This window comes from Blastococcus sp. HT6-30 (genome assembly GCF_039729015.1).
In the GTDB taxonomy this organism is placed as follows: Bacteria; Actinomycetota; Actinomycetes; order Mycobacteriales; family Geodermatophilaceae; genus Blastococcus.
On record NZ_CP155792.1, the window covers coordinates 1,447,145 to 1,465,264 of the forward strand.

Below are 18,120 nucleotides of genomic sequence, written 5' to 3' on the forward strand. Positions count from 1 at the left end.
GTGCGGGACGGGAAGCCGAGCGCATGCGTTCCCACGGTCCACATTTGTCACAGGCGCATCACGATCGTTAAGGTCGTCGCCGTTCGGCCGGGTGGTCGTCATCCGTCGAAGGGTGGCCCCGACCGAACACCGCCTAATCACCGCGCGGCGTGCAGCACCGGCGCCCGCGGTGTACCGGGGACCCACCGCAGTTCCGGGGTGAGTTCTCCTGCGGCCGGCTCGCCGGCCCGCGGGGGATAGGGCCAGTCTTCCCAGCCCGAACCCGTCAGCTAACTCGGTCGGCGGTTGCAGAGGAAGAAACGGAGTGCCGCCGCACGTGGCGACCCCTCACGCACCGCTGACGCAGGCCCCCGAACGAGCTCCCGCCGCCGGCGGGCGCAGCTCCGCGAGCGCCCGCAGCTCCGGACCGCTCCGGTCCGGCGTGCTGGTCAGCGCGGCTGCCGCCCTGACCGTCATCGTCATCCCCGGCACCGCAGTCGCCGTTCCCGGTGCGGCCGACGAGGTCGCCGCGCAGGTGGCCGAGGCCAACCACGAGCTCGAGGTCCTCTCCGAGCAGCTCAACGACGCACGCGTCGCGCTCGAGAGGCACGAGGGCGCCGCCCGGGCCGCCGGCGACGCCGTCGCGGCCGCCGAGGCCCGGCTCGGCGCCCTGGACGGGCACATCCGCAGGCTCGCCCGCAGCGCCTACACCGGCAGCGGACTGACCCGGCTCGACGCCCTGCTGTCGAGCGACTCGGCCGACCAGATGGTGTCCCAGCTCGGGATCCTCGACGCGATCGCCGGGCACACCAACGAGGTCCTCACCGAGGTCTCGTCGGCGGCCGACGACGCGGAGCAGTCCCGGAAGGCCGCTGCGAAGGCCGCCGAGGACGCCCGGCGCACCGTGGTCGAGATCGCCGCGAAGCAAGAGGACCTCGAGACGAGGATCGCCGACTACCAGCGGCGGTACGACGCGCTCACCGCCCCGCAGCAGGCCCAGGTGGCCCAGGCGCACGGTGGCAACAGCCTCCCCGCGCCCACGGCGGTCACGGCGTCCAGCGCCGCCGCCCAGGTCGCGGTGAACACCGCGCTCGCGCAGATCGGCGATCCGTACGTCTGGGGCGCCGGTGGGCCGAACGCCTTCGACTGCTCGGGCCTGACGTCCTACGCCTACGCCGCGGCCGGCGTCACGCTGCCGCACTCCAGCAAGTCGCAGTCGCAGATGGGCCGGCCGGTCTCCCGCGGCGAGCTGCAGCCCGGCGACCTGGTGTTCTTCTACACCCCGGTCAGCCACGTCGGCATGTACATCGGCAACGGGCGGATGGTGCACGCCTCCACGTCGGGCCAGCCGGTGAAGGTGGCGAGCGTGGACTCGATGGGGAACTACAACAGCGCCCGGCGGATCGTCCGCTGAGAAACACCCCCTGGCCCCCACCGCTCGCAGGCTCGCGGCGGGATCCTGCAGGGGGCGCATCGCAGCGAAGGATGTCAGCCGGCTGATGGACACTCTGCTCCCGCCGGGGGCCACGACGGGCCGGTGACCTCTTCGGAGGCCACCGGATCTCCGTCCGCGGGCCTGACCGAGGGGTCGCCGACGTCAGCGTGCTCCGCCGCCCGGTGGCCGATCCCCGCCGGCGGCCACGCGCACCCTCCGGGGCGTCCACGAGTGGCTCACCGCCATCGCGGCCGGCAGGCGCTGGGCATCACCGCCGGGGCGACGGCGACGTAGCACCCGCGCCGGGTGTGGCCTACCGGCCGCTCCGGACGCGCCGCCGGTCCCCGTGTGGCCGGCCTGGTGGGCCGACAGCCCGCCGTCGAGCCTGGAGGCGTTCCTGCAGTTGGTCTGCGAGGGGTACCCGCGGAGTGCGCCGCCCGCACGGGGTTCCCGGGCCGGTGCGGACGGCCGGCGCACCTAGGATCGACCAGGTGGACGGCGGAGGGCGGGCAGGCGCCCGGGCCGCGCTCCTGACGGCGGCGGTCCTCGGGATCGCCCTCGTCGTCGTGATCGTGGTCCGCACGCCCTGGGAGGTGCTCCCGGAGCCGCCCGGTGGCCACACCGCGCCCGATCCCGCCGCGGGGCTGGCTCCTGCGCAGCTGGACCGGGCGGAGGCCTTCGCGGCCGCCCTGCGCCCCGCCTCGCTGCTCTCGATGGCGCTCGGGCTGGCCGTCTCGGCGGTCCTGGGCCTGACCCGGCTCGGCGGCCGGCTCGTGCACGCCGTGGCGGCCCCGCTGGGCGGCCGCTGGTTCGTCCAGGTGCTGGTCGGCGTGCCGGCCCTCGTGGTCGTCGGCCGCCTGGCGACTCTCCCGGTGTCGGCCTACGCCGAGACGGTCCGCCGCCGGTACGGCCTGTCCACCCGCGGGTGGGGCCTCTGGCTGCGCGACGTCGCCGTCTCGGTGGCCATCAGCGCGGCGCTCACGGCCGTGGTGGTCCTGGTCGTCCTCTGGCTGGTGCGCCGCGCCCCGCGCACCTGGTGGGCGTGGGCCGGGGGAGCGGCGGCGGCCCTCGTGGTGATCGGTTCCTTCCTCTACCCGGTGGTCATCGAACCGGCGTTCAACTCGTTCGAGCCGCTGCCGGCGGGGGAGCTGCGCACCGACCTGCTCGCGCTGGCCGACGAGAACGGCACCCCGGTGCAGGACGTCCTCGTCTCCGACGCCTCCCGCCGCACGACGGCCCTCAACGCCTACGTCTCCGGCTTCGGGTCAACCCGCCGCATCGTCCTCTACGACACGGTCCTCGCCGAGCTGCCGGAGGAGGAGATCGAGTCGATCGTCGCCCACGAGCTCGGGCACGTGGCCACCGACGACGTCCTGACGGGCACCCTCATGGGTGCCCTGGGCGCGGGAGCGGCCACCGCGCTGGCCGGGTGGCTGTTGACCCGGCGGGCCCTCCTGCGGCGCGCGGGTGCCGAATCGCCCGGCGATCCGCGCGTCGTGCCGCTGCTGCTCTTCCTGGTGGCCGTGGGCGGGCTGGTCTCGACCCCGGTGCAGAACCTGGTCTCCCGGCAGATCGAGGAGCGGGCCGACCTCCATGCCCTGGACCTCACCCGTGATCCGGAGGCTTTCACCGCCATGCAGCGGCGGCTGGCGACCGCGAACCTCGGCGACCCCGACCCACCGGCCGCCTGGCACTGGTTCTTCGGCAGCCACCCCACCACCGCGCAGCGCATCGCCATGGCCGAGGACTGGCGCCGGCTGGAGCGGTCGCGGTGAGCCGCACCCTCGTCGTCACCAACGACTTCCCGCCCCGGCAGGGCGGCATCCAGACGTTCGTCGCGGCGCTGCTCGCCCGCCGCCCGCCGGACTCGCTGGTCGTGCTCGCGTCGGACTCGCCCGGCTCCGCCGAGCACGACGCGGGGCTGCCGTACCCGGTGGTGCGCCGGCCGACGGGGATGCTCCTCCCCACCCGGGCCACGGCGCGCGCGGCCGTGGAATTGGTCGACCGGTTCGGCTGCGACACCGCGTTCTTCGGCGCGGCCGCCCCACTGGGCCTGCTGGCCCCCACCCTGCGGGCGGCCGGGGTGCGGCACCTCGTCGCCGCCACCCACGGGCACGAGACCGGCTGGGTGGCCTTGCCGGGCGGCCGCCAGGTGATGCAGCGGATCGCTTCCGGGCTGGACGTCGTCACCTACATCAGCGAGTACACCCGGGACCGCCTGGCGCCGGCGCTCGGCGCGCGGGCGCGGCTGGTCCAGCTCTCGCCCGGTGTCGACGTCGACCGGTTCACGCCGCAGGTCGACGGGGCGCCGGTGCGCGCCCGGTACGGGTTGGGGAAGGCGCCGGTCGTCGTCTGCGTCTCCCGCCTGGTGGCCCGCAAGGGGCAGGACGTGCTCGTCGCGGGCTGGCCGCAGGTGCTCGCCCGGCACCCCGGTGCACGGCTGCTGCTGGTCGGGGGCGGCCCGGCGGAGGCCGCCCTGCGCCGGGCGGTGGCCGAGCGCGGGCTGGAGGACTCCGTCGTCCTGACCGGGCCGGTCGACCACGACGAGCTGCCCGCGCACTACGCGGCGGGAGACGTCTTCGCCATGCCGTGCCGGACCCGTCGCGGCGGGCTGGACGTCGAGGGGCTCGGCATGGTGTTCCTCGAGGCGGCGGCCTGCGGTCGCCCCGTGGTGGCCGGCACCTCCGGCGGAGCGCCGGAAGCGGTGCGGGAGGGCGTCACCGGTCATGTCGTGGACCCGCGCTCACCCGCAGCCGTGGCGGCCCTGCTCAGCGGCCTGCTGGACGACCCGGGCGGGGCCCGCGCCATGGGGGCCGCGGGCCGGGCGTGGGTGGAGCAGCGGTGGTCGTGGAGGACCATCGCGGCCGACTTCGCGCACGTGCTCGACGGCTGAAGGCCCCGCTGCAGGGTCCCGCCCCGAGCGTGCGAGGAGCGGGGGCAGCGGGGCCCTCTTTCAGCGGGCGTAGAGCGCGTCGACCTCCGAGCCGAACTCCTTGAGGACGACGTTGCGCTTCAGCTTCAGGCTGGGCGTCAGCATCCCGTTGTCCTCGGTGAAGTCGGTGCCCAGCACGGTGAACTTCTTGATGGCCTCGGCCTGCGACACCGCCTTGTTGGCGTCCTTGACCGCCGCGTCGAGCTCGGCCAGCACGTCGGCGTCCTCGCGCAGCTGCGCAGGCGTCAGGCCGGCGTCCTTGCCCTTGGACTCCAGCCACTGCGGCAGGGCTTCCTCGTCCAGGGTGATCAGCGCGGCGATGAAGGGCCGCTGGTCACCGACGACGATGCACTGGCTGACCAGGCGGTGTGCGCGCAGCCGGTCCTCCAGCACCGCGGGGGCGACGTTCTTGCCGCCCGCGGTCACCAGGATCTCCTTCTTGCGACCGGTGATCTTGATGAAGCCGTCGTCGTCGATCTCGCCGATGTCGCCGGTGTGGAACCAGCCGTCGGCGTCGATGGCCTCCCGGGTGGCCTGCTCGTTCTTCCAGTAGCCGCGCATGACGACGCCGCCGCGCAGCAGGATCTCGCCGTCCTCGGCGATCGCCGCGGCGACCCCCGGCAGCGGCTGGCCGACGGTGCCGATGCGGAACGCGCCGTCGTGGTTGACGGAGGCGGCGGCGGTGGTCTCGGTGAGGCCGTAGCCCTCGAACACCGGGACGCCGATCCCGCGGAAGAAGTGGCCCAGCCGCTCGCCGAGCGGCGCGCCGCCGGAGATGGCGCCGATGCACCGGCCGCCGAGGGCGGCCCGCAGCTTGCCGTAGACGAGCCGGTCGAACAGGGCGTGCTGCAGCCTCAGGCCCAGCCCGGGGCCGCCGGTGTCCTGGGCGCGCGACCAGTCGATGGCCACCTGGGCGGCCCGGTCGAAGATCTTGCCCTTGCCGTCGCCCTCGGCCTTCGCCTTGGCCTGGTTGTAGACCTTCTCGAACACGCGCGGGACGGCCAGGACGAAGGTCGGCCTGAACTCGCCGAGGTCCTCCACCAGGTTCTTCACGTCCGCCGTGTGCCCGATGACCGTGCGGGTCTTGACGGCACCGCACTGCAGGACCCGGGCCAGCACGTGGGCGAGCGGGATGAACAGCAGGAGGGAGCCGTGCACGTTCATGAACCGCCCCAGCAGGCTCATCCCGTTGTTGATCTCGAACAGGAAGTTGCCGTGGGTGAGCTCGCAGCCCTTCGGCCGGCCCGTGGTGCCGCTGGTGTAGATCAGCGTGGCGAGGCTGTCGGCGTTCAGCGTCCTCCGGCGGGCCTCGAGCTCGCTGTCGGGGACGCCGGCCCCCGCCTGGGTGAGCGTGCCGATCGCGTCGTCATCGATGACGTGGACCGACCGGAGCTCCGGCGCCTGGTCCCGGACGGAGTCGACGGCGGTGGCGTGCTCGTCGCGCTCGACGATGACCGCGGTCGCGCCGGAGTCCGAGAGGATCCACCCGACCTGATCGGGGCTGGAGGTCTCGTAGATGGGGACGACGACCGCGCCGGCGGTCCAGATGGCGTAGTCGAAGACCGTCCACTCGTAGCGGGTCTTCGCCTGGAGGGCGACGCGGTCACCCGGGGCGACGCCCGCTGCGACAAGGCCCTTGGCGACCCCGGCGACCTCGCCGGCGAACTCCGCCCAGGTGACGTCGTGCCACCGGCCGTCGCGGCGGCGCCGCAGCCCCACCTCGGCGCCGGCCTCGGCTACGTTGGTGGCCAGCATGTCGGTCAGAGCCTCGTCGGGGCCGACCTCGGTGCTCACAGGAACGCTGAACTCGCGCACGCCCGGTCCTCTCCTCCCCGCCGGCCGCCCGGCACCGTCGCCTGCGGCCCCGGTACGGGGACGTCCCGGCCAATCTAGCGGCTGGTACTACCAGGCAGTAGCCGAGCGCCGCAGTGGGCGGGGCCGGTTCACCCGGGAGCGGTTAGCCTGCTGCCCATGGCCGACCAGTCCACTCAGTCGATCGTCGTAGAGGCGCCTGCGGCCGAGGTCATGGCGGTCATCGCCGACTTCCCGTCGTACCCGCAGTGGGTCGCCGCCGCGAAGCAGGTGGAGGTGCTCGAGACGGGGGACGACGGGCGGGCCCGTCGGGTGCACTTCGTGCTCGACGCCGGCGCGGTCAAGGACGACTACGTCCTCGAGTACGCGTGGGACGACGACCGCCGGGTCTCCTGGCACCTGGTGCGCGGTCAGATGCAGAAGCGGCAGGAGGGCTCGTACACCCTCGCCGAGACCGGCGGTCGCACCGAGGTGACCTACTCGATCACCATCGACCTCTCCATCCCGATGCTCGGGATGGTCAAACGCAAGGCGGAGAAGGTCATCCTCGACACCGCGCTCAAGGAGCTCAAGAAGCGCGTCGAGGGCTGACCTGCGTGCGCACCCTGCTGGTCACCGGCCCCGGTGGGGCGGGGACGTCCACCGTCGCGGCGGCCGCCGCCGTCCGTACCGCCCGTTCGGGCCGGAGCACCCTGCTGCTCTCCCGGCAACCACCCCCGGTGCCCGGCCTCGATGCGGTGCCCGGCCTGCGCGTGCAGCGGGTCGACGGACGGCGGGCGGTCGAGGAGCTCTGGGCGGCGCACGTCGCCGACCTGGGCGCGCTGCTGCCGCACCTGACGCTGCCGCCGGCCACGTCGGTGGTGCCGCCGCCGGGCGCGGAGGAGCTCGCGCTGCTCGCGGCGCTGGGCTCCGCCGACGCCGACGTGGTGGTGGTGGACGCCGGCCCGCTGCGCGACGGGCTCGCGCTGGCCGCCCTCCCCGGCACGCTGCGCTGGTGGCTGGACCAGGCGCTGCCGCCGGCGGCCCGGGCGCTGGCCGCCGTCCGGACGGCGACGGTTACCGCCGGTGCGGCCCGGCGCGGCCCGCTCGACGCCGTGCTCGAGGCCGTCCCCGCCGTCGAGCGGCTGCTGGCCCACGACCGGCTGGCCGACGCCGCGGCGACGGCGGTCTGGCTCACCGCGAGCGCGCGCGGGAACGACGTCCCGGCGGTGCGCGGCGCGGCGACCGTCCTCGGGCTGCACGGGCTGCGGGCCGCCGCCGTGCTGCCCCGGGTGCTCCCGGCCGGAGGCCTGGGGGAGTGGTGGACCAGCCGCGCCGCCGACCAGGACGCCGCGCTCCGCGACCTGGCGGAGGTGGCCCCCGTGCACGACGTCCCGGAGCTGGCGGGGGCACCGGCCGACGCCGACGCGGTGGCCGCGCTGCTGGACGGGCTGGAGCTGCCCTCGGCGGGGGGGCCCACGGCTCCGGTCCCGCAGCGACGGGACGGCGGCGGCTGGGGCCTCGCCCTGCCGCTGCCCTTCGCCGAGCGGGCGGCCGTGGGGCTGACCCGGTGGGGCGATGACCTCGTGGTGGCCGTGGGGCAGGATCGTCGTTCGCTGCGCCTGGACTCGTTGCTGCGCCGGTGCGAGGTGACCGGGGGACGGCTGACCGCCCCCGGCACCGCCGACGCGCGCCTCGAGGTCAGCTTCCGCGCGGATCCGCAGCAGTGGCCGGCCGACCTCCTGGCGGCCGAGGGGAGGACCACATGACCACGGGTGCCGACTGGCTCGACCAGGTCCGTCGCCTCGTCGACGCCGTCCGGGCCGGCGGCGAGCGCCCCACCGGCGCGCAGGAGCACGGCAGCGACTGCCGCTGGTGCCCGGTCTGCCAGACGGGAGCCGTGCTGCGGGGCGAGCGCCCGGAGGTGACCGCCGCCCTGGCCGACGTCCTGACCACGACCGCGGCCGCCCTCCGCACGTTCGCCGACGCGCCGCGCGCCGATGCGACGGCCCCGGCGGCCAGGGCGGCCGAGGGGGAGGACGAGCCCGCCGCCCAGCCGGCCGTCCAGCGGATCGACATCGCGTGATCACGCCGGACGTGACGGCCCGGCCGGCGCTGGGCATCGACATCGGCGGCACCAAGGTCGCCGGCGGGCTGGTGGCGCCCGACGGCACGATCCTGGCGACCGCACGGCGCGCCACGCCCGGCGCCTCGGTCAGCGACACCGAGGACGCGATCACGGCGGTGGTCGACGAGCTCGCCGACGGGCACGAGGGCGAGGTCGTCGGGGTCGGTGTGGGCGCCGCGGGGTGGTTCGACCGGACCGGCGACACGGTGCTGTTCAGCCCGCACCTGGCCTGGCGGAACTCGACGCTGCGCAAGGACCTCGGTGCCCGGCTGCAGCGCCCGCTGTGGGTGGGCAACGACGCGGACGCCGCGGCCTGGGCGGAGTACCGCTACGGCGCCGCGCGGGGGGCCGATCTCGCCCTGATGATCACGCTGGGGACCGGGATCGGCGGTGGCATCGTGCTCGACGGGCGGCTGCGTCGCGGTTCCCACGGGGTGGCGGGGGAGTGGGGGCACATGCGCGTCGTGCCCGACGGGCGGCTCTGCGCCTGCGGCAACCGCGGGTGCTGGGAGCAGTACGCCAGCGGCACGGCGCTCGGGCAGACCGCGCGGGAGGTCGCCGCCACCTCACCGGCCGCCGCGGCGCTGCTGCTGGAACGGGTCCACTGCGAGCCCGGCCGGCTGACCGGTGAGGACGTCGCCCGGGCCGCTCACGACGGCGACCCGCTGGCCCTCGAGCTGGTCACCGAGGTCGGGTACTGGCTGGGCCAGGGCATCGCCGACCTGGCGGCCGTCCTCGACCCCGAGGTCGTGGTGATCGGCGGCGGGGTCAGCGTGCTGGGCGAGATGGTGCTCGGCCCCGCGCGGGAGCGGCTCGAGCGGGCCCTGCCCGGCCGCGGGTTCCGGCCCGGGCCCCGGATCGTGGCCGCCGACCTGGGGGCGCAGGCCGGCATCGTCGGCGCCGCCGACCTCGTGCGCCGGGCCGTCGCGGAGGGCGAAAGCTAGACGACGGCGCCGTCGTCGCCGTCGTCGGCCGAGCGGTCACGCATCCGGGAGACGAGCAGTGCGACCCCGCCGGCGACCACCGCCACGCCGACCACCAGGCCGGCGTCGGCGGACAGGCCGATCACCGCGGGCGCGCCGATGAGCAGGATGCCCGCCGCCACCAGCAGCACCGCGTAGAGCGCCGCCGGGGCCGGCACGGGCAGCGGGGGTGGCGGCGGGGGCTCGTAGTGCTCCTCGGGCCGGTCGAGCACCGGCACCTCGTGCGGCGCAGGCGGAGGGCCCGCGGCCGGCTCCTCGTCGACGGCGGTGCGGCCGTGCTCCGCCTCGAAGGCGGCCACGATCCGCCGCCACTCGGCGTCCTCGTCGACGTCGCGACCGGCCGGTCGGCGGGCGGGGCGCGGCTCGGGCGGGTGCTCGTCGGCGTGCTGCTCCACCAGCCCGCGTGCCTCGGCCTGCCGGGCGCGGTCGACGAACAGCCGGTCCGACGGCGGGCTCGGCAGGAACACCGAGCGGGTGTAGGGCGCGACGTCCGCGGCCGGCTCCAGGTAGGCGGCGATGCCCGCGGCCTCGAGGACGTCGAGCAGGTGCTCGCCCACGCGGGGGTCGACGTCCCGCACCGGGCTCCACAGCGCGGCGTCCAGGCCGTTGTCGCGGCGGCCCCGTCCCCGCCGGTCGTTCATCGGCGGTCCGCCGCGGGCGCGCCGGGCTCGCCGGCGGGTACGCGGGAGCGGATCCACTCCGCGCTCCGGCTGAAGATCAGCGGAGCGTCGTTGTCGAGGGTCGCCACGTGGTAGCTGTGCTCCAGCAAGACCTCGGTGGTGTCCGTGCTGCCCACCCCGGCGAGCAGGATCGTGCTGTTGACCGGCTCGACGACGTGGTCCTCGGCGCTGTGGAAGACGATGACCGGTGCAGTCACCCGGCACAGGTCGGCGCGGGTGGCGGCCCACAGGCGGCGCAGCTGCATCATCGCCCGGGTCGGCAGCTTGGGATAGGCCAGCTCGGTGACGCCCGGCTTCTTGATGTCGCTGGCGATCGGCGCCCAGCTGGGGGTGAGCCGCGACAGCAGGGGCAGCAGCTTCGCGTCGAGCCGCTGGGTCAGCAGCGCCGGGTTCACCAGCAGGAGGCCGGCGACGTCGTCGGGGCGGACCTCGGCCAGCCGGGTGGCCAGCGTGCCGCCCATCGACAGCCCGGCGACGAACACCCGGTCGCAGACCGCGGCCAGCTCGTCGAAGGCGCCCTCGACCGTCGCCGTCCACTGGTCGGAGGTGCTGGTGTTGCAGTCCTGCCAGCGGGTGCCGTGACCGGGGAGCAGCGGGCACCGGACGGCGAAGCCCTCGGCGGCCAGGTGCTCCCCCCAGCGCCGCATGCTCATCGGCGTTCCGGTGAACCCGTGGACCAGCAGCACACCGGTGCGGCCCTCGGGCCCGTCGCCACCGGGGAAGTCGAACGGTTCTGCACCGGGCATGACCTCGGGTAGGGGGGTCGGTCCGGGCACGGTGCTCCTCCTCGGCGTCCGGCGTCGACGCCGGTGTCGGCTACCTCACGGTGGTGCTCCGATTGTGATCCGGGCCCCAGGCTCCCTAGTCTGGCAGTTCCCGAGGGAGGCGTGTTGTTCTACTGGTTCCTCAAGTTCGTCGCGATCGGCCCGCCGGCGCGGGTCGTCTTCCGCCCGAAGGTGGAAGGCATCGAGAACGTGCCCGCGACGGGCGCCGTGATCCTCGCGAGCAACCACCTGTCCGCGGCCGACTGGATCTTCATGCCGCTGCAGCTGAGGCGACGGGTCACCTTCCTCGCCAAGGCGGAGTACTTCACCGGCACCGGCGTGAAGGGGTTCCTGCAGCGGGCGTTCTTCTCCGGGGCCGGGCAGGTGCCGATCGACCGCTCCAGCGCGTCGGCCGCCGAGGGCGCCATCCGGACCGGCATCCGCATCCTGCGCGAGGGCAAGGTGCTCGGCATCTACCCGGAGGGCACCCGCTCGCCCGACGGGCGGCTCTACCGCGGCAAGATCGGTGTGGCGCGGATGGCGCTGGAGACCGGGGCGCCCGTCGTCCCGGTGGCCATGGTCTACACCTCCCGGCGGCTCCCGTTCGGCAAGAAGCTCACCCAGGTGCGGATCCGGATCGGGAAGCCGCTGACCTTCAGCCGGTACGAAGGCCTCTCCGGTGACCGCTTCGTCGAGCGGTCGATCACGGACGAGATCATGTACGAGATCATGACGCTGTCGGGCCAGGAGTACGTCGACGTCTACGGCGCCACGGTGAAGAAGGCGATGGACGCCACCGGGGCCACCGCCAACGAGGTCATCGCCACGCTGCAGCCGCCGGCCACCGAGGCCGCCGACCGCGCTCCCACGACGCTCGCCGGCTGAGGCCGGCCGCCGGCCGCCGGGCACCGAGGCGCCGTTCGTGGGTGACCGGCCGCTTCGTCAGCGGGGCAGCACGCGGTCGAGGACGTCGCGCAGCAGCGCGAGCAGCTCCGACCGGGGCATCGTGGGCTCCAGCACCCACTGCGCGACCAGCTCCTCGGTGAACGCGAAGAACGCCAGCACGAGCTGCCGGCGCCGGGCGTCGCCCGGGAGGCCGAGGGTCTGCAGCCCGACCTCGACCAGTCGGCCGCGGATCTCCTCGTACACCTCGGCCACCCAGGGATCGCCGCCGGCGGCGCCGCGCACGAACGCCAGGTGGGTCTCCCGGAAGGTCTCCACCCAGCCGACGTAGCGGTCGAGCATCCCGTCGACGGTGTCGTCGCCGGCGTCCGGGGCGGGCGGGCCCGGCCGGGGGAGCAGGTGGTCCCACAGCAGGTCGGCCGCGGCCCGGGTGACGGCGGCGTAGTAGTCCCGCTTGCTGGGGAAGTAGTGGAACAGCAGGCTGCGGCTGATGCCGGCGCGGCGGGCCACCTCGTCGATGGTCAGCTCCTGCACCGGTGTGGTGGGGAGCAGCTCGAGCCCGATCTGCACCAGCTGCGCCCGCCGGTCACCCGCCGACCGCCGGCCTCGCCCCGGCGGGGACGGAGGAGCCGTCATGCCCGCGTCCCCGGTGTCACGCCACCGCCCGCTCGGCGGCGGCCTCGGCCACGAGCCGCAGCAACCCGTCGACGACCAGCTGCGGGCGCTCCTGGGGCAGCATGTGGCCGGTGCGCTCGGCCCGGTGCAGCCGGGCCTCGGGCAGCGCCTCGCTCAGCTGCCTGCTGTGCCGCGGCGGCGTGAGCTTGTCGCTGTCCCCGACGAAGATCTCCAGCGGCACCCGGGAGAGCGCTGCGAGCTCCGTGCGCTTGTCGTGGTCGCCGAGCGCAGGCATGAACTCGATGAACGAGCGCAGGGTCGACGCGTGCATGATCTCCGCCCCGGCCAGCACCATCTCGTCGGTCGCGTCGGCGCCGTAGAGCAGCTCGCGGACCACCTTGCGGTGTCGCGGCGAGGACGGCGGCACCAGGGTGCGCAGCTTCTCCAGGACGCGCGCCCCGGCCAGTGCGGCGTTCAGCGCGCCCGGGCGCAGCCTGGCCATGCGGCCGGCCGCCGACCGGGGGTCGGAGGTGAGGTCGCCGGCCGACGTGGCGACCAGCGCGACGCCGGCGACCCGGTCGCCGAACAGCTCGGGCCGGGCGGCGGCGAGGCACATGATCGTCATGCCCCCCATCGAGTGTCCGCCCAGGATCACCGGCCCGGTCGGCGCCAGCTGGTGCAGCACGTCGGCGAGGTCGGCGCCGAGCCGGTCGAGGCTGAGCGCCGGCTCCGGGTGCCGGGGAGAGGCCCAGGTGGACCGCCCGTGGCCGCGCTGATCGTAGCGGACCAGGCGCAGCTCGCCGCCGGCGACCCGGTCGGCGAGCAGCGTGGCGACGTCGTCCCAGGCGGCCTGCGACAGCGTCCAGCCGTGGGCCAGGACCACGGTCACCGGTGCGCACTCCGCCCCCTCCACCGTGGCGTGCAGCCGGGCGCCGTCGCCGGTCCGGACGGCGGCGGTGCGCCTGCAGACGGTGCGGGACGGGACCGTCGCGCTCACGCGGCCTCCTCCGGACGGGCCGGCGCGGCGGCCGGGATGCCGACGTAGTTCTCCCGGTCCAGCGACCGGGTGAGCTTCCGGAACCGGAAGGTGAAATCGGGCCACAGCGTGGTGTTGTGGCCGTGGCGGTCCAGGTACCAGCTGGCGCAGCCCCCGGCGAGCCAGACGGTGTTCTTCGACTTCTCCGCGATCAGCGCCCGGTAGGCCTCCTGCGCGGCCGGCGTCGTCTCCAGCACGGCCAGGCCCTCGGCGTCCATGGTGCGCAGCGCGTGGTCGACGTAGGCGACCTGCGACTCGATCATGTAGACCATCGACGTGTGGCCGACGCCCACGTTCGGGCCGACCAGCAGGAACAGGTTGGGGAAACCCGCGACCGTCGTGCTGCGGTTGCTCACCATCCCCTCGTCCCACACCTCGGCGAGCGTGCGCCCGTCGCGCCCGGCGATCCTCCCGGCGATGGGCAGGTCGGTGACGGCGAAGCCGGTGGCGAGCACGATCGTGTCGGTGGGCCGCTCGATGCCGTCGGTGGTGACGATCGACCGCGGCCGCACCTCGGCGATGCCGGCGGTGACCAGCTCGGCGTTGGGCGCCGCCACGGCCCGGAAGTAGTCGTTGCTGATCAGGATGCGCTTGCAGCCGATCGTGTAGTCCGGCGTCAGCGCCTTCCGCAGCCTCGGATCGCGGACCTGGCGCTCCAGGTGCGCCTTCGCCAGCCGGCCGACGGGCTTCAGGAGCGCCCGACGCTTGGCCATGCCGATCACCAGGATCTCGCGGGACGTGTAGAGCAGGCCGCGGATCGCCCGCTGGAGGCCGGGCACCATCCGGTAGAGGCGCTGCGCCCACGGCTGCACCGGGTGGTCGGTGCGCGGGACCACCCACGCGGGCGTGCGCTGGTAGACGGCGATGCTCTCCACCTCCGGCTGGATGGCCGGCACGATCTGGATCGCCGAGGCGCCGGTGCCGATGACGGCGACCTTCTCCCCGGTGATGTCGTGCGAGGCGTCCCAGCGCGCCGAGTGCATGACCGTGCCCTCGAACCCGTCCAGGCCCGGGATGTCCGGGTACGTCGGATCGGCCAGCGCACCGGCCGCCGACACGAGCACCTGCGCGCGGAAGCTCCCGGCCGACGTCGCCACCAGCCAGCAGCGCGCGCCGTCGTCCCAGCGGGCGGAGGTGACGTCGGCGCCGAAGACGCAGTGCTCGCGGACGCCGAACCGCTCGGCCGTCGCCCGGAGGTAGGCATGGATCTCGGGCTGCTGCGAGTAGGAGCGCGGCCAGTCGGGATTCGGGGCGAACGAGTACGAGTACAGGTGCGACTGCACGTCGCACGCCGCGCCCGGATAGGTGTTGTCCCGCCAGGTGCCGCCGACGTCGTCGGCCCGCTCCAGCAGCAGGAAGTCGGTCTCCCCCCGCCCGCGGAGGGTGATGGCCATCGCCAGGCCGGCGAAGCCGGAGCCGATGATCGCCACCCGGACCTCCCGGGCCGGCGTCCCCGACTGGGCGGAGGGCGCGGACTGTGTCTCGATCACGCTGGTCACCTCGGGCTGGCTCCTTCCCTCCGGCTTGCTGAGCAACGCTCAACAAGCTACAACAATGGTTGAGCAGTGCTCAAGATGAGCGCGACCATCCCCGGAGGAGCACGTCCATGGCCCGTGGTCTCGGCAAGCGCCCGCGCACGTCCCTCGCCGGCACGGCGGTCCTCGTCACCGGGGCCGCCCGGGGCATCGGTGCGGAGCTGGCCCGCAAGGCGGCCGCCCGCGGCGCCCGCGTGGCGCTGGTGGGCCTGGAGCCCGGGCAGCTGGCCGCCGTCGCCGACGAGCTCGGGCCCGAGCACCTGTGGGTGGAGGCGGACGTGACGGACGCGGACGCGCTCCAGGCCGCCGTCCAGCGCACCGTGGACACCTTCGGCGGGCTGGACGTCGTCGTCGCGAATGCCGGCATCGCGCCGCTCACGACGGTGATGACGTCGTCGGCGCACGCGCTGGCCCGCACCGTCGAGGTCAACCTGATCGGCACCATGCTCACCGCCCACGCGGCGCTGCCGGAGATCGCGAAGCGGAGGGGGCACGTGCTGCTGGTCAGCTCGGCCGCGGCGTTCACCGTGCTGCCCGGCATGAGCGCGTACTGCGCGTCCAAGGCGGGCGTGGAGCGGTTCGGGGACGCGCTGCGCCTGGAGGTCGCCCACCGCGGGGTCACCGTGGCCAGCGCGCACCCCACCTGGATCGACACAGACCTGGTCCGTGACACCGAGGCGGCGCTGCCCACGTTCGCCGCGACCCGCAGGCAGCTGCCGGGGCCGCTGGGCGCCTACACCTCGGTCGAGGCGTGCGCGGAGGCGCTGGTGGACAACCTGGAGACCCGCGGCCGCCGCGTCTTCGTGCCCCGCTCGGTCGGCACGGTCGCCGCACTCCGGCAGCTCGTGACCGGTGTCGTCGCGGAGAAGCTGGCCACGGCCGTCTCGGCGAAGCGGGTGCCGCAGCTCGAGCGCGACATCGCGGCGCTGGGGGGGCAGGAGTTCGGGGTCCACTCCGTGGGCGACCGCACCACGTAGGGGCAGGGCGTCAGCGGGTCCAGCGGCCGGCGCGGTCGACGGCGTCCTTCCAGCGGTCGTGCCGGCCGTCTCCCCGGGCGCCCGACGTCGGCTCGAACCGCCGGTCCAGCGTCCAGGTGGCCCGCAGCTCGTCGGTGCTGGCCCAGACGCCGGTGCCCAGGCCGGCGAGGAACGCCGCGCCGAGCGCCGTCGTCTCGGTCACCTGCGGGCGCCGCACCGGCACGCCGAGCTGGTCGGCCTGCAGCTGCAGGAGCAGGTCGTTGGCGCTCGCCCCGCCGTCGGCCGACAGCTCGGGCACCTCCAGCCCGGCCTCGTCGACCATCACGTCGACGACGTCGCGCACCTCGAAGGCGATCGCCTCCAGCGTGGCACGGGCGATGTGCGCGCGGGCGGTGCCCCGCGTGAGACCGAGGATCGCGCCGCGGGCGTGCGGGTCCCAGTGCGGTGCGCCCATGCCGGTGAGCGCAGGCACGAAGACGACGTCGCCCGAGTCGGGCACCGTGCGGGCGAGCCCCTCGATCTCCTTCGCGGAGTCGATCAGGCCCAGCCCGTCCCGCAGCCACTGGACGGCGGCACCGGTCACGAAGATGGCGCCCTCGAGCGCGTAGACCAGCCCGTCGCCGAGGTCCCAGGCGACCGTGGTGAGCAGGCCGGCGTCGGAGCGCACGATGTCCGATCCGGTGTTGGTCAGGACGAAGGAGCCGGTGCCGTAGGTGCACTTGCTCATCCCGGGCGAGTAGCACGCCTGCCCGAACAGCGCGGCCTGCTGGTCGCCGGCGATGCCGGCGATCGGCAGTGACAGGCCGAGGAAGGCGTCGGGATCGGTGGTGCCGGCGACGCCCGAGCTCGGCACCACCTCGGGGAGCGCGGAGCGGGGGACGTCGAACAGGTCACACAGCTCGTCGGACCAGGCCCCCTTCTCCAGGTCGAAGAGCAGGGTGCGGCTGGCGTTGGTCGGGTCGGTGACGTGCGCGGCGCCGCCGGTGAGCCGGGCGATCACGTAGGAGTCGACCGTGCCCAGCACCAGCGAGCCGTCGCGGACACCCGACCACAGCCGCGGCTCGTGCTCGGCCAGCCAGGCGAACTTCGTCCCGGTGAAGTAGGGGTCCAGCCGGAGCCCGGTCATCCGCGCGACCTGCTCCTCGACGCCCTCGTTCCGCAGCCGGTCGCAGATCTGCGTGGTGCGACGGTCCTGCCAGACGATCGCCGGGCGGGGGGAGCGCAGCGTGCGCCGGTCCCAGACGACGGCGGTCTCCCGCTGGTCGGTGAGCCCGATGCAGGTGGGCTGCTGCTCGCTGCCGGCCAGCGCCTCGCGGCAGGCCGCCACCGTCGCCGTCCAGATGTCGTCGGGCTCGTGCTCCACCCAGCCCGGGCGCGGGAACAGCTGCGCGAACTCGCGGTAGCCGCGGGACAGGACGTCGCCCCGCTCGCCCACGACCAGCGCGGTCACCCCGGTGGTCCCTGCATCGATGGCCAGTACCGGCATGGGAGCACCGTAGCCCGGCCGGCGGCGGCGACCGGCGCGGTCGGCGGCTCCGCGCGACCGGCGGATGACCGCTGGGGCCGCCTACGGTGGGGCGGTGCGGCGCTTCTTCTACGACACCGAGTTCATCGAGGACGGCACGACGATCGACCTGGTGTCGATCGGCGTCGTGGACGAGACCGGACGCGAGTTCTACGCGGTGAGCACGGAGTTCGACCCGGACCGGGCCATCCCGTGGGTGCGCCGGAACGTGCTCGACCAGCTGCCGCCACCGGCGGACCGGGCGTGGCGCAGCCGGGAACGGATCCGCGACGACCTCCTCGCCTTCCTCACCGGCCCGGGCGAGGAGATCGAGCTGTGGGCGTGGTTCGCCGCCTACGACCACGTGGCGCTGTGCCAGCTGTGGGGCGCGATGCCCGCGCTGCCCCGGCCGATCCCCCGGTTCACCCGCGAGCTGCGGCAGCGCTGGGACGACCGGGGGCAGCCGGCGCTGCCGCCCAAGCCCGCCGGAACCCACGACGCACTGGTCGACGCCCGGTACAACCTGGCCCGCTGGCAGGCGATCGAGGCCGCCGGCAGCTGACCGGCCGTTCGCGGCCGGCCGGAGCCGAACCGAGCGTGTGCGCGCCGGCCAGCGCGGCCCGCAGCCCGTCGCCGTCGGCGTAGCCCCCGGGTTTCGCCGCGACCTCCGCGCCGGGCAGCCGGGGCGCGCGGCCGGGATCACGGACGACCAGCCGCAGCCGTGCCCCGGCCGCGGCCAGCCGGGCGGCGACCCGGCCGCCGAGCGCGCCCGTGGCACCGGTCACGGCGACCGTGCGCGAAGGGCTGGACGGGGCGGAGACCTGGGGCATCATCTGCGGCACAACCCGGGTGCCACCC

General features: G+C 74.9%; 17 protein-coding genes, 1 pseudogene and 1 riboswitch. Of the genes and pseudogenes, 10 read left to right on the forward strand and 8 right to left on the reverse strand.

Annotated features, from left to right (window positions below; genetic code table 11):
• Positions 1-120 precede the first annotated feature (120 nt).
• Positions 121-300: riboswitch (cyclic di-AMP (ydaO/yuaA leader) on the forward strand.
• A gap of 16 nt (positions 301-316) precedes the next feature.
• The 3 genes from ABC795_RS07005 (at position 317) to ABC795_RS07015 (ending at position 4,307) form a co-directional block, all read left to right on the forward strand.
• Entirely contained in the window at positions 317-1,393 is a 1,077-nt protein-coding gene (locus tag ABC795_RS07005) for an NlpC/P60 family protein (protein ID WP_347060223.1), read from the forward strand.
• A 512-nt stretch (positions 1,394-1,905) separates the two neighbouring features.
• Positions 1,906-3,189, forward strand: a complete 1,284-nt coding sequence (locus ABC795_RS07010) for a M48 family metallopeptidase (protein ID WP_347060225.1) — start codon at positions 1,906-1,908, stop codon at positions 3,187-3,189.
• Positions 3,186-4,307, forward strand: a complete 1,122-nt coding sequence (locus ABC795_RS07015) for a glycosyltransferase family 4 protein (RefSeq protein ID WP_347060226.1) — start codon at positions 3,186-3,188, stop codon at positions 4,305-4,307. Before ABC795_RS07010 ends, ABC795_RS07015 begins: the two co-directional genes overlap by 4 nt.
• A 60-nt stretch (positions 4,308-4,367) precedes the next feature.
• Here the strand turns inward: ABC795_RS07015 and ABC795_RS07020 are convergent, their stop codons facing one another.
• Complete coding sequence (locus tag ABC795_RS07020; RefSeq protein WP_347060692.1) at positions 4,368-6,101, reverse strand: AMP-dependent synthetase/ligase; 1,734 nt, start codon at positions 6,099-6,101, stop codon at positions 4,368-4,370.
• A gap of 216 nt (positions 6,102-6,317) precedes the next feature.
• On the opposite strand from ABC795_RS07020, the gene ABC795_RS07025 reads away from it, so the two are divergent.
• Genes ABC795_RS07025 through ABC795_RS07040 form a run of 4 tightly spaced genes read left to right on the forward strand, consistent with a single transcriptional unit; the run spans position 6,318 to position 9,209 of the window.
• Positions 6,318-6,749 (forward strand): SRPBCC family protein, encoded by a 432-nt coding sequence (locus ABC795_RS07025; RefSeq protein ID WP_347060227.1) that lies wholly within the window; start codon positions 6,318-6,320, stop codon positions 6,747-6,749.
• Between the two features lie 5 nt (positions 6,750-6,754).
• Positions 6,755-7,906 (forward strand): ArsA-related P-loop ATPase, encoded by a 1,152-nt coding sequence (locus ABC795_RS07030; RefSeq protein WP_347060228.1) that lies wholly within the window; start codon positions 6,755-6,757, stop codon positions 7,904-7,906.
• Positions 7,903-8,223, forward strand: a complete 321-nt coding sequence (locus ABC795_RS07035; RefSeq protein WP_347060229.1) for a hypothetical protein — start codon at positions 7,903-7,905, stop codon at positions 8,221-8,223. The genes ABC795_RS07030 and ABC795_RS07035 overlap by 4 nt, the downstream gene beginning before the upstream one ends.
• On the forward strand, positions 8,220-9,209 hold the full coding sequence (locus ABC795_RS07040) for an ROK family glucokinase (protein WP_347060230.1): 990 nt from the start codon (positions 8,220-8,222) through the stop codon (positions 9,207-9,209). The genes ABC795_RS07035 and ABC795_RS07040 overlap by 4 nt, the downstream gene beginning before the upstream one ends.
• On the opposite strand, the gene ABC795_RS07045 is transcribed toward ABC795_RS07040, so the two are convergent.
• Together ABC795_RS07045 and ABC795_RS07050 are read right to left on the reverse strand one after the other, a co-directional pair.
• A complete protein-coding gene (locus tag ABC795_RS07045; protein ID WP_347060231.1) occupies positions 9,206-9,889 on the reverse strand; it encodes a hypothetical protein in 684 nt (227 codons plus the stop codon). The two genes, ABC795_RS07040 and ABC795_RS07045, sit on opposite strands and share 4 nt — an antisense overlap.
• A complete protein-coding gene (locus ABC795_RS07050; protein WP_347060232.1) occupies positions 9,886-10,704 on the reverse strand; it encodes an alpha/beta fold hydrolase in 819 nt (272 codons plus the stop codon). The genes ABC795_RS07045 and ABC795_RS07050 overlap by 4 nt, the downstream gene beginning before the upstream one ends.
• Positions 10,705-10,815: 111 nt before the next feature.
• Between ABC795_RS07050 and ABC795_RS07055 the strand changes: the two genes are divergently transcribed.
• Positions 10,816-11,577: a lysophospholipid acyltransferase family protein gene (locus ABC795_RS07055; RefSeq protein WP_347060233.1), complete on the forward strand. Its 762-nt coding sequence runs from the start codon at positions 10,816-10,818 to the stop codon at positions 11,575-11,577.
• 57 nt (positions 11,578-11,634) lie between these two features.
• Here ABC795_RS07055 and ABC795_RS07060 read toward each other — a convergent pair whose 3' ends face one another.
• Genes ABC795_RS07060 through ABC795_RS07070 form a run of 3 tightly spaced genes read right to left on the reverse strand, consistent with a single transcriptional unit; the run spans position 11,635 to position 14,736 of the window.
• A complete protein-coding gene (locus ABC795_RS07060; RefSeq protein ID WP_347060234.1) occupies positions 11,635-12,231 on the reverse strand; it encodes a TetR/AcrR family transcriptional regulator in 597 nt (198 codons plus the stop codon).
• Positions 12,232-12,247: 16 nt separating this feature from the next.
• Positions 12,248-13,207 carry an alpha/beta hydrolase gene (locus tag ABC795_RS07065; RefSeq protein WP_347060235.1) on the reverse strand — a complete coding sequence of 320 codons (960 nt, stop codon included), beginning with the start codon at positions 13,205-13,207 and terminating at the stop codon, positions 12,248-12,250.
• Positions 13,204-14,736: an NAD(P)/FAD-dependent oxidoreductase gene (locus ABC795_RS07070; RefSeq protein WP_347060236.1), complete on the reverse strand. Its 1,533-nt coding sequence runs from the start codon at positions 14,734-14,736 to the stop codon at positions 13,204-13,206. Before ABC795_RS07070 ends, ABC795_RS07065 begins: the two co-directional genes overlap by 4 nt.
• 116 nt (positions 14,737-14,852) lie before the next feature.
• Between ABC795_RS07070 and ABC795_RS07075 the strand changes: the two genes are divergently transcribed.
• A complete protein-coding gene (locus tag ABC795_RS07075; protein WP_347060237.1) occupies positions 14,853-15,758 on the forward strand; it encodes an SDR family oxidoreductase in 906 nt (301 codons plus the stop codon).
• A gap of 10 nt (positions 15,759-15,768) precedes the next feature.
• On the opposite strand, the gene glpK is transcribed toward ABC795_RS07075, so the two are convergent.
• Complete coding sequence (gene glpK, locus ABC795_RS07080) at positions 15,769-17,244, reverse strand: glycerol kinase GlpK (RefSeq protein WP_347060239.1); 1,476 nt, start codon at positions 17,242-17,244, stop codon at positions 15,769-15,771.
• Between the two features lie 94 nt (positions 17,245-17,338).
• On the opposite strand from glpK, the gene ABC795_RS07085 reads away from it, so the two are divergent.
• The gene (locus ABC795_RS07085) at positions 17,339-17,824 is read left to right on the forward strand and encodes a polyadenylate-specific 3'-exoribonuclease AS (protein WP_347060240.1); all 486 of its coding nucleotides are present in this window, start codon (positions 17,339-17,341) and stop codon (positions 17,822-17,824) included.
• A gap of 22 nt (positions 17,825-17,846) precedes the next feature.
• On the opposite strand, the pseudogene ABC795_RS07090 reads toward ABC795_RS07085, so the two are convergent.
• A pseudogene (locus ABC795_RS07090) lies at positions 17,847-18,095 on the reverse strand (NAD(P)H-binding protein); the annotation flags it as partial.
• Positions 18,096-18,120 lie beyond the last annotated feature (25 nt).

Coding starts and splice junctions, on each gene's coding strand:
- ABC795_RS07020 (WP_347060692.1), bottom strand. CDS start 6,101: ATGCTGGCCACCAACGTAGCCGAGGCCGGCGCCGAGGTGGGGCTGCGG.
- ABC795_RS07025 (WP_347060227.1), top strand. CDS start 6,318: ATGGCCGACCAGTCCACTCAGTCGATCGTCGTAGAGGCGCCTGCGGCC.
- ABC795_RS07035 (WP_347060229.1), top strand. CDS start 7,903: ATGACCACGGGTGCCGACTGGCTCGACCAGGTCCGTCGCCTCGTCGAC.
- ABC795_RS07045 (WP_347060231.1), bottom strand. CDS start 9,889: ATGAACGACCGGCGGGGACGGGGCCGCCGCGACAACGGCCTGGACGCC.
- ABC795_RS07060 (WP_347060234.1), bottom strand. CDS start 12,231: ATGACGGCTCCTCCGTCCCCGCCGGGGCGAGGCCGGCGGTCGGCGGGT.
- ABC795_RS07075 (WP_347060237.1), top strand. CDS start 14,853: ATGGCCCGTGGTCTCGGCAAGCGCCCGCGCACGTCCCTCGCCGGCACG.
- glpK (WP_347060239.1), bottom strand. CDS start 17,244: ATGCCGGTACTGGCCATCGATGCAGGGACCACCGGGGTGACCGCGCTG.